Below are 13,056 nucleotides of genomic sequence, written 5' to 3'. Positions count from 1 at the left end.
GGACTCGTTGGTTTGGAACTTGGCACTGGTATGGTTAAGGGGCCGTTAAGCCAGGCCACCCAGAATGCTGTCCCTCTGCGAAGTCAGAGGTCGGCTGGCGTATTCTCTTCCCAGAAGGCGGGCGTGAGTAAAATTGGATATCTTGGCGTGCCGTCATGCAACCAACGATCAGTATGTGATCGTCACCACCACCGTATCCGTATAGACGCCGGCCGAGGGCGTCGTCTGCGGCGGCACCCGGCCATACACCGTCAATGCTTGGACGAGACCGTTTCCGGTACCGGGCACCGTGCTTCCGGGCGTCGCCGTATCGCCCCATGGTTGCGAGCGTGCCGTGTCCTTGTAGAGGCCATAGGTAACGGTCTCGGCACCCTTCGACATCTTGCGCGCCGTCGGGGCCGAATTTGTGGTGCCACCATTGAGGGATACGGTGTAGGCCGTCCCCGAGGTACAGGTGACGGAAACCCCGCCGGTGGCGTCGACATTGGCGCTTAGCACCCCTTTGGCGCCGAAGTCGATGTTCTGGACCGTGACGAGACAGTTCGCTGCCACGGACGCGTTCACCGTAAAATTGGTGGTGGTTGCGGTGCCCGCCGACGTCGTACAGTCACTGCCGAGACTATAGCGATAACGAAACGGTGTGTTCGCACCGGAAAACGTCGAAAGATAGCTTCCGGGAACAGCCGTCGACTGTCCGCCCAGAACAGCGCCGTAGATGGTAATTGCCCCCGATCCTGATCCCAGAGCGTTCAGCGTCAGGGCATAGGCCGGCGAACGGGCGGCATAGGGCCAGCTGTACGAACCCCAGATAACGCTGCGCGTCGAATCCGAATAGATCTGATAGTTGAGTGGATTGGCTCCGCTCAGCATCTGACGCGCCGCAGCGGACGTTGCTCCGCCGCTGCCCTCAGCGAGATTGGGACAGATCAGGATGCGCTGCAGGCCAATCCCGGTGCAGTCTACGCTGATCGAAGCTGTTGAGTTAGTCTGGCTGCCAGATAGGGTGTCGACGCTTCCGAAATTCAGGTTGGAACTGCTGAAACTGCAACTTTGCGCAAAAGACAGCGAGGGCAACACCAAGAAGAGGACAAAACCGACGGCACGAAGCATGGTTGATCCTTTTCTCACAAGCATTTCAGATCGTTGATCACGACCTGTTTTCCCGGCACTGGCTTGTAAGGAAACTCGGCGCGACAGGTCTTTCCGTCACTCAGATCGATGACGATTGCGTTGTGCGCCCTCAGCCCGCGAATGTAGGCTTGGCCGTCATAACCGACGAAGAAGTCTTCAGAGCTGCCCTCAAGCTTGCCGGAAAGGCCGGCTTGCAATGGCGCCCCGCCCTTGTCCGCAATGGTAACCAGCGCGGCCCGCGGCGTTTCCGAGACTCCGAATTTCACAACCACGCCGCTACGGTCGGCGGGCACGACCGTTTCCCTGGTGGCCGGAACATCGGCGTCGACCGGCAGATTTTTCGGATCGATCGAAATCGTGTTCAGTTCGTAGGAATTGAGATCAGGCACAAGAATACGGCCACGACGGTCGGTCTTGCCGACAGGTCTGTTCTGACGTTCAACCTCCACGCCCGGCGTGCCAACATCCACGACGGCAAAGGCGTCGTCGATCCGGTTGGCTGCGAATACGCTGCCGCCGGCCACCGCGATTGCGCCATCCATCCGCGCCGTCGCCCGAACATCGTGATCATACTGCTGGACGCCGGCCTCGAAGCGCGCGAACGGAGCGCGATAGCTGACCGCCGCCGAGCGGTTGGGAACGTCTCCTTCCGATGTCCGCGCACGCCAGCCGATGCTTCCGTTCTCAAGCCGCTCTGCCTTGGCGACGTCGGCCACGACGTTCACACCATTGGGGCCTTGCTCTACTCCCGTGGAGGCGGTGATGCCTTCGCCGAAGGGAACCGAGATCCCCGCGAAGACGCCAAAACTGTCGCGGTCTTCAAGGTCTGTGAACGCCGTAGCGTAGAGCGTGCTTCGCTTGAATATCTGCTGGCTGTAGGAGAGCCCGACAATCTGGCTCTGCTCGCCTTCGGCATCCTCCAGGTGGGTGTAGGAAAGGTTGAGACTCGACAGATCGAGCGGCATCGGCACGCTCAGCGTTACCTGATCGATCGCGCGCGGAACGCCGGGACTGAAGATCGGAAGACCATCCGGTCCCGAGAATTCTGGTTCGGCCGTCACCGAGGCGATGTCCTCATAGTCTCCGAACGCCCTTTGAACCCTGCCGTACAGCGACCATCCCTCGTAGGTGAGTTCCAGCGACGCGTTCACCAACGAGCCGGTGTCTCCGTCGTGGTGGCTTCCCGCAACCGCAACCGAAGCAGCGCCATACGGTCCGAGCGGAAAGGCAACACCCAATCCCCCGTTGAGCAGCTCTTGACCGCCCTCGAAATGGCCCTCGAGCGTCAGCCAGTTGGCAAGCCCGTAGCGGGCGGTGGCGACGCCCATGACGCGCTGGTCGTAGTCGTTGGATTCGACGCCGAAATTTCGGCGCGGAAGTCCGGCCTCGGCCGAAAAATCAAGCAGGCCCTGTCGCAGGAGCATACTGGATGCGTAGAACGGAAGCGTTGCCGTGGTTTCCCTTCCAAGACTGTCTCGCAGCACCACGCGTGCCTCTCCGGCTCCCGTGAACACCGGCACGTTGACGACCTGGAATGGCCCTGCCGCCACGTTGCCGGCGTAGGTGCGTACATTCTGGGTATAGACCTCTAGGGTTGAAGGCACGGCAGCCGTGCCTTCAAACGAGGGGAGTGGAAGGGTGACCAGATCCGAACGAAGGGAAAAATTGCGCTGTGCCTGGATGCCGCCGAGATAAACAGGCCGGGTCCATGACAGGCCACCGGAAACGAAATCTCCCGCCCTGTAGGTGACCATGCGGTCAGGGTCCGAATAACTCCAGGTGGTGTTCAGGCGGGTGAGGTCCTGGAGTTCCCCTTCAGAGTAGCCGGCAATGAATGACTGGGCCAGCGTTCCGTACGGGCTGAAGGCGCGTGCATCGAAGGCGCCTGAGACGCCCTGGAACAACTCGACGTTATCATCGAACAGCGTGTTCGAGCTTGCAAAGAGGGAATAGTTGAGGACGGCCCCGTAGCCCGATTGCGGCTTCAGCCGATCCTGCTTCTCCGCCGGGCCGACATCGATCGTGCGGGCGGCACGACCGTCATTGGTGGTGGTGACATAAAGCCGCTGCGCCGTCTCATCGACGCGAAAGGAAATGCCCGGCAACCGATCAAGCCTGGCGAGGCCATCGGCGTCGATCACCTCCTCGCGTGGTTTGAGGCCGACCTCCTGCAGTTCCCCTGGGGCGGCCGCAAGGCCGCCATCCGGCAGTTCCTTGAAGTTGCCGATCATCTTAGATGAAATGTCGTTGATAAACACTTCCAAATAGAGATCGCGCCCAGCGGGCCGAGCCGAATTGGAAATGTCTTGTGCCGGTGCGTCCGGAATCTCTTGCGAGTTCACCTGCGACGAAGAGCAAATCACAAGAACGCCGGCAGCCGCGGTGCTAGCGACCCTGAACGGCGACTGTGGCATCGAATGGTCCAAAATCGCTCTGCGCCTTAAGCGTCACGGAGCTTCCGGACAGCGATTTGCCGCTGCCGATCGGCCATTGCATTGATGCCCCACCCAAAACGTAGCCAACAAGTCCGCTGCGGCTCGCTAGTTTTTTACCTCCCTGGTTGAGAGTGATGTTTGACAGTCTCAGTCGGCTATCACCGTCGTTGCGTGCCTTGAGGATCAGCCCACCGCCGGCGCGCGAAAGACTGAACGACACGTTCGGCGTCGAAGCGTCGGGACTGCGGAAGAAGACCGGGATCGAATACCGCAGGACCAGGGTCACGGTCCCGGCCTGTCGGCGCGAAGGGTCCGGCAGCTCATCGACGACAACGCGATAGCTTTCCTCGGTTCGAACCGGCGCCTTGCCGACCCGCAGGACCCGGACCACGTAGTCGGCGTCGGGGCCGAGTTTGGTTGAAGGCGGGCTGGCCACCACGTCCGACGTCGGCTCCAGCCGTTCAACGCCATCCACCTGCGTCCATCTGAAGACGCGGACTTGTACGTTGATCGGCCGCTTCGCGTCATTGTGGAGGTTGAGAACCGCAGCACTGTCTGGTGCAATCAGTTCGAGATTGGTCGGGGCTACCCTCAGCGAGGCGGCTTGTGAAAATCCGGCGCACAGCAGAACAAGGGCCGCCGCGCCAATGCTTGAAAGCATGGTTCGCATGTCGTTCTCGCTTCGCTGTTGTCAGTAGGTAACGGTGATCGCGACGGTGTCGGTATAAACGCCGGCCGCCGGTGTGGATTGCGGCGGCACCCGTCCGTAAACGGTCAAGTTCTGGACACTGCCGTTGCCGGTTCCCGCGACTGTGTCGGTGCCGACCGTAATACCCCAATTTTGTGTGCGAGCCGTGTCCCGGTAAAGCGCGTAACTGATTGTCGCCGCCGCCGGGCCGGTCATTTTGCGAGTTGTAACGGTCGCGCCGGCGCCGCCACCGGCACTCAACCCGACATTGTAGGTTTGTCCGGTCGTGCATTGCACGCCTATCGTGCTGGTCAGATCGACATTGGCATCGATGACGCCCCTCGTGCCGAAATCCAAATCGCTGGCGGTCTGAACTTTGCATTCGGCCTGGATGGTGATGCGAACGGTCATGTTGCCGGTCGCCGTCGCGGCGAACGCCGGGCCCGGCGGCACGATCGCGGCAAGCGCCGCAATACTCGATGCGAGAGATCTCCTAAGCATGCACGGTTCCCTTCTTCAGAGTGCCCTTAACGCATGCCACTACGCCCCTTTCACCTGTCGCGGGTGCCCCCCAACGTGATGACCAAGCGTTGGTCAAAGCATATCGGAAGGGCTTTTCAATACAACCGCTTATTGAGACGCTGACTTTTGACTTCCTTTGCATTAGCAATACCTAAATTATTAACAAATGAAACTTTCAAAGCGGAAATTAGGAACTTGATTCCGCGCCGCTAGCGTTGGATGAGCCGCAACGGAGGCGTCGAACCAGCCTATTAACTGATTGGTCTAATCAAGCTGAAGGGCGGGACAATGCGTGGTCACTGGTACCCGCGCCCGAGCCTGGGAGATCGCGCTTTGGATCCTCGACCGGAAGTACGAGGAGAAACGCGACGGATAATCTTCACGGCCGGGCCGATCAAGTCCGAAACCGATTTTGCCAGATCAGCGGGCGCGGATAGACCGGCAAAAAGCCCGCCGCTTGCCAACAACACAGCCTTAAGCTCCAGAACGGCACGTTAAGCTTTCCGGCCTAGGCTCTGTTTGAGACATGACGCAGGCCAGTGACATACCGCAAAGGCTGCCCCTCGCCCGGATCGGCAGCTTTTTGGCCGAACGACGGGGGCTGCTTCGCGACTATTTCTCGGCGATCAGCGGCGCCGGTGGGCGACTGGTGTTTTCACTCGCCTATTTCATCGCGCTGGCCAACACGCTGTCCATTTCCGAGTTCGGCATGTTCGCCACGGCGTCGGCGGCCGGCGTCATGCTGTCGCGCATCCTCGCCTTCGGTTTCATCTCGGCACTCTACCGCACCGCCACTATCCGCCCCAATCTGATCGGCACCTTCACCGCCGGCTTCCTGCTGCTCGGCCTGCTGTCGTTGCCGCTCCTGGCGGCCGCCTCGTTCGGCGTCTATCTGATCTTCTTCGCCAGCACCGTGCCGCTGGCGGTGTTTGCGGCAATCGTCTTTGCCGAAGCGCTGTTGTGGCGGCCGGTGGAGGTGGCGCTGATCGTCAACAACGGTCTGGGCAAATTCGGCCGCGCCGCGGTGCTGGCCATCCTGGCGACGGCGCTGCGGGCGCTCGGCGCGGTGCTGTTCATGTTCTCCGCGCAACACAGCGTCTGGATATGGTCGTGGTTCTACATCGGCTCCAATGCCGCCTCCTTGATACTGGCATTCGGCTGGTTCTATCCGCGACAGCGGCTGCGGCTGCGCATCGAGCCGTATCTCCGGCGGCTGGCCGATTCCATCTATGTCGCCGGTGCAGAAGTGCTGTTCTACCTGCAGATGGAGTTCGACAAGCTGCTGGTTCTGGCGATAGGCGGCCCGCATCTGGCCGGTGTCTACGCCATCATCATGCGGCTGGTCGACTTGACCGCCATTCCGATCCGAACCTTCTCGATGATGCTGGTGCAGCGCATGATGCGCGCGCCGGAAATGCTGTCACGGCTGGCGGTCAAGAGCGGCATCGAAGGCGGCGTGTTCGCGGTCTCGACAGCGGCGCTGCTGGCGCTCGGCATCGTGCTGCACTTCTTCCCCAATGCGCTTGGCAAGAATGTCGCCGAGGCCGCCCCGCTGGTGGTGCTGGCGATCTGCGTTCCGGGGTTGCGCAATCTGGTCGAATACCAGGCCGAGCTTTTGTTCGCGCGCGGCCAAACGCTGGTTCGGGCGCTCAATCTCGGCTTGCTCGCCGCACTGAAGGCGCTGTTGCTGACCTATGTGCTGACGACCATCCTCGACACGCCGAACCTGGTGCTGTCGCTCAATGTCGTCTTCCTGCTTTTGTACCTCGCCTCGACGCTGCTCACCTATTCGGCGATGCGCAAGCCGGCGAAGCCGGTCTAAGACTTCCGGTTCCCACTTTTCGGGATCATGCTTCGTTAAGCCCAATCAAACGGCGAATGCGGCCGATGTCGGTGCCGATGAAGGATTGCATGCCGATGGCCACCTGCTCCGGCGCCATGGCGGCAACGAAGCGGCGGAACTCGTCGTCCGAAAGCGCTTCGCCGGTCCAGTGCACACGGCAGAACTCCTCCGAGCCGTGGAAGTGGCCGGCGCCCTCCAGCAGATCGTCGACATAGCGGCCGTAGATCATGCATTCGGAGAATTTGCGCGCCGAGCCGACGACCTCGACCCAGTTTCGGCCATGGGCCTTCTCGATGTCGCCGCACATGGCCAGCACGGTGTCGCGCCGCCAGGCGATCAGCGTCGAGATGTAGTCGTGGTTCGATGTCCGGGATGGGTCGATGCCAAGCGCCGCACCCGCGTTGCGCGACCAGATGCGATGCTCTTCATGACCTTCGTGCGCCAGCGCACCGTCGCGGCGGAACAGCCGCGCCTTGCCATCATGCCAGAAAGTGCCGCAGTCGAAAGGTTTGAGGAAAGCGACGTCGGAATCGCAGAAGATCAGCACATCCTCGGATGCATGCGCCGATATCGCGATGCGGCGCAGCTGCTGCACATGCCAGCCGCGCAGCGGCTGGGTCTTCAGGCTGAGCCAGATGCGCCGACGAAACAGGCTGAGCGGGTCGTCGAAGGCGTGCAGCCAGCGCGGCAGCAATTCCCGCTCGTCGACGATGGTACGCCAGCTGGTCTCCAACTGACGGAAAAGCGAGATATCGCGATGTTCGACCAGAATATAGTGGTGCGCCGCGCCGGAAACATGGCGATCGAGTGTCTCGCACAACAGGCGGCAGCGCTCGAAATCGGGCGCGTAGCTTGCCGTCACCAGTGCCGCCGTCGGCATCCGCCGAAGCGGGCTAGGCTCGACAGCGGCACCCGGAACGAACCTGCTGTTCAACGGATGTCTCCCGCAGCTTCGGGTGCATGCGAGAATCTCTGCCTGACGACGCGCAGCAGGAACAGAGGATTGCCGACCACATAGCGGCGCCACAGGCGGCCCGGTTCGACAGCCAGCCGGAACAGCCATTCGAGCCGCAGCCGGCGCATCCACAAGGGCGCCCGGGGCACCGAGCCGCTCAGGAAATCGAGCAGCGCGCCGACGGCGATCGGCAGCGTGCAGTGGCGTGCGTCGATGTGGCGTTCGATCCACAATTCCTGGCGCGGCACACCCATGGCGACGAGCAGCACGTCGGGCCGCAGCGCGGCTATCCGATCGACGATTTCCGTCTGCTGGGCGGTCGAGAAATAGCCGTCATGGATGACCACGAACCGGTGCTGCACGGCCAGTGCCGCAAGCTTGACCGACGCCGCTTCGGCGTTGACGCGCGTCGCGCCGAGCAGCCCGACCGTCAGCGGCGTCGTCGAGGCCTGCAGGAAGGCGGGGACGAAATCGGTGCCGTTGAGATTGTCCGGGAACGGCGCCCCGTAGAGAAGTCTCGCCGCCAGATCGACACCGATGCCGTCGGGCAGGATGAGGAAATCATCGAGCGCCTCGGCGAAGACCGAGTCGGTATAGGCTATGTTGGCGTTGTGGGCGTTGAGGAAACTGACCTTGGTGAAGCGCCGCTCGGCGATCAGCCGGTTCAGCAGGACAATGGCATCGTTCCAGCGGATCGCAACCACCGGGATGCCGAGGATCGTCTTCAGGGAGTCGTGCCCGAACGCGGCGCGGGCGGAATGCATGTTCATGCAAACGCCTCCTGCCTGACAGGCTCGAGCTTTTCGAGGCCGAGCCGGATGGCGGTGTCGAGCGCCTTGACCTGCGAACGCCGGAATGTGCTGCCGTCGACGTCGCGGACGTCGGCCGCCGCGGCTTCGAGAGCCCTGGCGAAGGCGGCGGGATCGTCGGTGACGACGCAATTGGACGGGCGATGGTCGATGCCGCGCAGCGAGCGGCTGGTGGCGACGGACGGCAGGCCGAGCTCGAAGGTTTCGATGGTCTTCAACTGGACGCCGCTGCCCGCGGTGCTGATCAGCGGGATGACGGCAGCGCTACGCACGAAGGCCTGTGCGTCCGGCACGCGGCCGACAAATTCGACACCCGGATGCTTCGACGTGACGCCCGCGGGCATGCTGCCGGCGATGCGGATGCGGAAGTCGCGCCGCAGATGCGGCGCCACCTTGCCCAGGAACCAGTCGAGGCCGATGCGGTTCGGCTGCCAGGTCCAGGTGCCGATCAGAGCCGCATCGCAGTCGATATGGCGCGGCCCTTTCCAGGTCGGCGCCTCGACGCCGGTCACCAAAGGCAGCACCGCCGAGCGGTCGTCGGAGGCGACACCGAGTGCCGCGCGGTCTTCCTCGGCGAGCGTGAAGACGAAACGCGCCCGGCGACAGAGGCGCTCTTCCACGATCTTGAGCAACCTCGCCTCACGGCGAAACAACTGGCGCTGAAAGGGGCCGCCGGCGGCAGCGGCGTTCTCCCGCGCCGATAGATGCTCGACATTGTGGGCGACGAAGATCGAAGGCCGGTCAGCGAACAGTTTTTCGAAGGCGCCGGCGAACTGCACGGAATTCAAGACATAGCCGTCAACCGGACCGGCGCTCTCGATGGCGGCGAGAACAGCGCCGTCGGACACGGCGCGCAACTTGGCCGACGCGAAGGTGAGGCCCGAAAGCAGTGCCTTGCCGACCCAGGCCAGCTTTTGCCGTGCGGAGGCATTGTCCGTGCGCACGTCGATCGCACCCAGCACCATGGTGTTGTCGGGATCGGCCGCGGGTTTCCCCGGCCAGGTGAAGCCGATGACCGTGACTCGCGCGCCAGCGCGCCGCAAGGCGGCGATGATCGCGGCGTTGGCGATCTCGTAGCCCGAGGCGAGAGCGCCGTCGGGCACGATCGATGTGGCGAACAGCAGATGCATCTCACCTATCCTGTGGTGCAGCCGGTAGCAAAGTGCGGTGAACCCTTGATTAAGCCAGCACATTCGACGACCGAAAGCCCCTGTCTGCGGGGCTTCTCCGTGCAAGGTGATTAACGAAACCTTATCACCGTGGTGCTACCCAGAACCCAACTCACCATGTGGCTGGACACGGATGATCCCTTTGCCATCGGACGGTTCGGTATCGATCGCGGGACGCTCGCCGCGGCTTGACGTCGAGGCCATCGAAGCGGTCGTCACTTTGCCAACTTTCAAGCGGCCCGAGCAGGTGCTGGAAACGCTGGCGTCGCTGCGCGCACAGCAGACCGGCAGGCGCTTTGCCGTCATCGTCATGGAAAACGAGGCCGAGGCGCGGGCCGGCGCCAAGGCGGCACTGCCGCTGTTCGAGCGCGGCGAGATACCGGGTCTGGTCATCATCGCGCATGAGCGCGGCAATTGCAGCGCCTACAATGCCGGCTGGCAGACAGCGATCCTGCAGTTCCCGAACTTCCGGCATCTGCTGGTCATCGACGACGATGAGATCGCCGATCCGCGGTGGCTGGAACGGATGTGCAAGGCGGCCGAGACGCTCGGCGCCGATGTCGTCGGCGGCCCGCAGGTTCCCGTGTTTGCCGATCCCGCCCATGCGGGATGGGCCGAGCATCCGGTGTTCGCGCCTTCCTACCGGGAGACGGGACGCGTGCCCGCGCTCTATTCCTCCGGCAATCTTCTGGTCGGACGCAACGTGCTGACCGCGATGGGGCCGCCCTTTCTCGACCTCAAATTCAATTTCATGGGCGGCGGCGATTCCGATTTCCTGAGCCGGGCGGCGCAAAGCGGCTTCGTGCTTGGCTGGTGCGCCGAAGCGGAAGTGCAAGAAACCGTTCCGGCCCGGCGTATCGAAGCCGACTGGATCCGTGCCCGCAGCCTGCGCAACGGCGTGATCTCGACACTGGTCGAAAAGAAGAAACGCGCCGGCAGGCCACTCGCCGGCGCCAAGGTGTTGCTGAAGAGCCTGGCGCTGCTTGCAGCCTCGCCGTTTCGCGGCCTGATCCGCCTAGTGCGAACCGGATCACCGGCGATCGCCATCTACCCCGTCCATGTGGCGCTGGGCCGCGTGCTGGCCGAATTCGGATATGCCAATGAGCAATACCGCCAGCCTGAGAAAAACTGAGCGCGCCCCGCTCAGCGCCGCGTTCACGCGCGAAGGCGTGGCCACCGCCATCGCGGCGCTTCTGTTCACCGTCACCATGGTGTCCTTCCGGCCATTCCAGCCGGCCGGCGCCGAACTCACGGGGCAAGGCGGCGACATCGTCAACCAGCTTGGCTTCAGCTCGCTCGGCGCAATGTCGATCTTCTCGCTGATGGCCTTTGCCGATCCGCGCGTGGTCCGCTCGCTGCTCAGCCCGTCCTGGATGCTGATGCTGGGTTTCTTTTTCCTGTCGGTGATCCTGGCGACCGATCCGCCGTCTGCGATGCGCGCCGCCTCCTTCACGCTGATCGGCATCCTGACGGTGGCGACGATCCTGGTGCTGCCGCGCGACGCCGAAGCTTTTTCAAAAGTCATCATCTTCACCGCCGTCGTGGTCATGGTCCTTTCCTATCTCGGCCTCATCGTCTTTCCGCACGAGGCGATGCACACCGCCGACTCACAGGAGCCCGAACATGCCGGCCTGTGGCGCGGCGTGTTCACCCACAAGAACATCGCCGGCCCAATCATGGCCTGCCTCAGCTTCGCGGGCCTCTATCTCTACCGGCGCGGGCAACGGTACTGGGGTGCCGGGATCTTCTTCGCGGCGATGATCTTCATGCTGCACACCGGCTCAAAGACAACAGCCGGCCTGGTGCCGTTCTCGATCCTGATCGTGATGTTCCCGAGCCTGATAGGCATGCGGCTCGGCACGCCGATTCTGTTTGCCCTGGCGATCATCGCCACGGCGGTCGGCACGCTAGGCATCGTCTTCCTGCCGCCGGTGAAACATCTGGCGGCGATCTATTTCCCCGACATGACCTATACCGGCCGCACGACGCTGTGGGAGTTCGCCGGCGGCATGCTGGCGAAGAAGCCATGGACCGGCTACGGCTATGAAAGCTTCTGGGGCACGCCGCTCTTGCTCAACCAGGACCAGCCTTTTGACCGGCCGTGGGACATCAGAACCATCGTGCACGGCCATAACGGCTATCTCGATATTGCCGTGCTGATGGGCATTCCGGCCCTTTGCGTGGCGGTTTACACCTTCCTCATCGCGCCGCTGCGCGACTACATGCGCATTCCGCTGCGCAGGGAAAACATCTTTCTCGGCGACTTCTTCATGATGGTGGTGCTGTTCACGGCGCTGAACGCTTTCCTCGAAAGCTTCTTCTTCCATCGCGGCGACCCGGTCTGGCTGTTCTTCGTGCTCGGCGTCCTTGGGCTGAGGCAAGTTTCGCTGCGGCCGATGGCCGTGCGTGACCCCGATCACGGTGCACGATCTTCCCGTTCCTCCTGACGGGGGCTTCCCCACGGAACAGCCAGCGTCTATGTGAAGGCCTTCCTTGGGAGGCTTTCGATGACGATCAGGCTTGTTCTCGCCGGCTGCGGCAATATGGGTTACGCCATGCTCTCGGGCTGGCTGAAATCCGGCAAGCTTGCGCCGTCGGCGGTTTTCGTGGTCGAGCCCAAAGCCGATCTGCGCAATCGCGCGGAAACGCTAGGCTGCGCGACATCAGCCGATGCTAGCGGCATTCCGGCAGATGCCGTGCCCGATCTCGTCGTCATCGCGGTGAAGCCGCAGGTGATCCGCGACGTCACCGCCGCCTACAAGCGCTTCGCCGATGGCCGCACCACCTTCGTCAGCATCGCCGCCGGCACGCCTTCCGCCACCTTCGAGGACGTCCTGGGCAATCGCGCGCCAGTCGTGCGCTGCATGCCCAACACGCCGGCGGCGATCGGCAAGGGCATGATGGTGGTGTTCTCCAACAGACTGGTTTCCAACGACACCAAGCGTTTCGTCGCCGACCTTTTGTCGGCGAGCGGCGAAGTGGCCACCATCGACGACGAGGGTTTGATGGACGCGGTGACCGCCGTGTCGGGGTCGGGCCCGGCCTACATCTTCCATTTCATCGAAGCGCTGACCGTGGCCGCCGAGAAGGCCGGCCTGCCGACGGCAACCGCCAAGCTGCTCGCCAAGCAGACCGTCTACGGTGCTGCCTCGCTTGCCGCCGAAAGCGGCGAGGAGCCGGGCGTGCTGCGCCAGCAGGTGACCAGCCCCAATGGTACGACGGCCGCGGCGCTAGACGTGCTGATGGGCGAGGACCGGCTGACCAACCTGCTGACGCAGGCAGTCGAGGCAGCGCGGTTGCGGTCGATCGAGCTGGGGAAGTAAGGCACTAGCTCCTTATGTTGACGGCTTGGCGGAAATGCACATGGTTTTCTTCATCCTGGGGCGCAGCAAGGAGCGAAGCGACGCAGCGCAGACCCCAGGATCCTGTGTGTTGTTCCCATGCTATGTTTGAAGTGGGAAGGAGACCGAGAGGATCCTGGTCGTCCTTTCACAGGACAGGCCG

11 protein-coding genes are annotated in these 13,056 nt (G+C 62.8%); 4 read left to right on the top strand and 7 right to left on the bottom strand.

The genetic code is table 11. From position 1 onward, the window contains the following. Positions 1 to 168 precede the first annotated feature (168 nt). Genes NKH02_RS26890 through NKH02_RS26875 form a run of 4 tightly spaced genes read right to left on the bottom strand, consistent with a single transcriptional unit; the run spans position 169 to position 4,755 of the window. Complete coding sequence (locus NKH02_RS26890) at positions 169 to 1,110, bottom strand: Csu type fimbrial protein (protein WP_352882734.1); 942 nt, start codon at positions 1,108 to 1,110, stop codon at positions 169 to 171. A gap of 14 nt (positions 1,111 to 1,124) precedes the next feature. Further along, positions 1,125 to 3,545 (bottom strand): fimbria/pilus outer membrane usher protein, encoded by a 2,421-nt coding sequence (locus tag NKH02_RS26885; protein WP_352882733.1) that lies wholly within the window; start codon positions 3,543 to 3,545, stop codon positions 1,125 to 1,127. Next, positions 3,517 to 4,236, bottom strand: a complete 720-nt coding sequence (locus tag NKH02_RS26880; RefSeq protein ID WP_352869659.1) for a fimbrial biogenesis chaperone — start codon at positions 4,234 to 4,236, stop codon at positions 3,517 to 3,519. Before NKH02_RS26880 ends, NKH02_RS26885 begins: the two co-directional genes overlap by 29 nt. A 21-nt stretch (positions 4,237 to 4,257) precedes the next feature. Continuing rightward, a complete protein-coding gene (locus NKH02_RS26875) occupies positions 4,258 to 4,755 on the bottom strand; it encodes a Csu type fimbrial protein (protein ID WP_352869661.1) in 498 nt (165 codons plus the stop codon). Between the two features lie 547 nt (positions 4,756 to 5,302). Between NKH02_RS26875 and NKH02_RS26870 the strand changes: the two genes are divergently transcribed. Beyond that, entirely contained in the window at positions 5,303 to 6,598 is a 1,296-nt protein-coding gene (locus NKH02_RS26870) for a lipopolysaccharide biosynthesis protein (RefSeq protein ID WP_352882732.1), read from the top strand. A 25-nt stretch (positions 6,599 to 6,623) separates the two neighbouring features. Here the strand turns inward: NKH02_RS26870 and NKH02_RS26865 are convergent, their stop codons facing one another. The 3 genes from NKH02_RS26865 to NKH02_RS26855 are packed head-to-tail and all read right to left on the bottom strand — an operon-like array spanning position 6,624 to position 9,513. Then, positions 6,624 to 7,553, bottom strand: coding sequence for a DUF6492 family protein (locus tag NKH02_RS26865; protein WP_352882731.1), 930 nt, complete (start codon positions 7,551 to 7,553; stop codon positions 6,624 to 6,626). Further along, positions 7,550 to 8,344, bottom strand: a complete 795-nt coding sequence (locus NKH02_RS26860; protein ID WP_352882730.1) for a WecB/TagA/CpsF family glycosyltransferase — start codon at positions 8,342 to 8,344, stop codon at positions 7,550 to 7,552. Before NKH02_RS26860 ends, NKH02_RS26865 begins: the two co-directional genes overlap by 4 nt. Further along, the gene (locus tag NKH02_RS26855; RefSeq protein WP_352882729.1) at positions 8,341 to 9,513 is read right to left on the bottom strand and encodes a glycosyltransferase family 4 protein; all 1,173 of its coding nucleotides are present in this window, start codon (positions 9,511 to 9,513) and stop codon (positions 8,341 to 8,343) included. The genes NKH02_RS26860 and NKH02_RS26855 overlap by 4 nt, the downstream gene beginning before the upstream one ends. A gap of 172 nt (positions 9,514 to 9,685) precedes the next feature. On the opposite strand from NKH02_RS26855, the gene NKH02_RS26850 reads away from it, so the two are divergent. Genes NKH02_RS26850 through proC form a run of 3 tightly spaced genes read left to right on the top strand, consistent with a single transcriptional unit; the run spans position 9,686 to position 12,875 of the window. After that, positions 9,686 to 10,684 (top strand): glycosyltransferase family 2 protein, encoded by a 999-nt coding sequence (locus NKH02_RS26850; protein ID WP_352882728.1) that lies wholly within the window; start codon positions 9,686 to 9,688, stop codon positions 10,682 to 10,684. Next, positions 10,653 to 11,999 carry an O-antigen ligase family protein gene (locus NKH02_RS26845; RefSeq protein WP_352882727.1) on the top strand — a complete coding sequence of 449 codons (1,347 nt, stop codon included), beginning with the start codon at positions 10,653 to 10,655 and terminating at the stop codon, positions 11,997 to 11,999. The genes NKH02_RS26850 and NKH02_RS26845 overlap by 32 nt, the downstream gene beginning before the upstream one ends. Positions 12,000 to 12,059: 60 nt before the next feature. After that, positions 12,060 to 12,875 (top strand): pyrroline-5-carboxylate reductase, encoded by an 816-nt coding sequence (gene proC / locus NKH02_RS26840; protein WP_352882725.1) that lies wholly within the window; start codon positions 12,060 to 12,062, stop codon positions 12,873 to 12,875. Positions 12,876 to 13,056 lie beyond the last annotated feature (181 nt).

Source organism: Mesorhizobium sp. M1396, assembly GCF_040317725.1.
GTDB lineage: Bacteria > Pseudomonadota > Alphaproteobacteria > Rhizobiales > Rhizobiaceae > Mesorhizobium.
This window is presented reverse-complemented; position numbering and strand designations above follow the sequence as displayed.

Coding starts and splice junctions, on each gene's coding strand:
- NKH02_RS26855 (WP_352882729.1), bottom strand. CDS start 9,513: ATGCATCTGCTGTTCGCCACATCGATCGTGCCCGACGGCGCTCTCGCC.
- NKH02_RS26860 (WP_352882730.1), bottom strand. CDS start 8,344: ATGAACATGCATTCCGCCCGCGCCGCGTTCGGGCACGACTCCCTGAAG.
- NKH02_RS26880 (WP_352869659.1), bottom strand. CDS start 4,236: ATGCGAACCATGCTTTCAAGCATTGGCGCGGCGGCCCTTGTTCTGCTG.
- NKH02_RS26890 (WP_352882734.1), bottom strand. CDS start 1,110: ATGCTTCGTGCCGTCGGTTTTGTCCTCTTCTTGGTGTTGCCCTCGCTG.
- NKH02_RS26870 (WP_352882732.1), top strand. CDS start 5,303: ATGACGCAGGCCAGTGACATACCGCAAAGGCTGCCCCTCGCCCGGATC.
- NKH02_RS26885 (WP_352882733.1), bottom strand. CDS start 3,545: ATGCCACAGTCGCCGTTCAGGGTCGCTAGCACCGCGGCTGCCGGCGTT.
- NKH02_RS26875 (WP_352869661.1), bottom strand. CDS start 4,755: ATGCTTAGGAGATCTCTCGCATCGAGTATTGCGGCGCTTGCCGCGATC.
- NKH02_RS26845 (WP_352882727.1), top strand. CDS start 10,653: ATGAGCAATACCGCCAGCCTGAGAAAAACTGAGCGCGCCCCGCTCAGC.
- proC (WP_352882725.1), top strand. CDS start 12,060: ATGACGATCAGGCTTGTTCTCGCCGGCTGCGGCAATATGGGTTACGCC.
- NKH02_RS26850 (WP_352882728.1), top strand. CDS start 9,686: ATGATCCCTTTGCCATCGGACGGTTCGGTATCGATCGCGGGACGCTCG.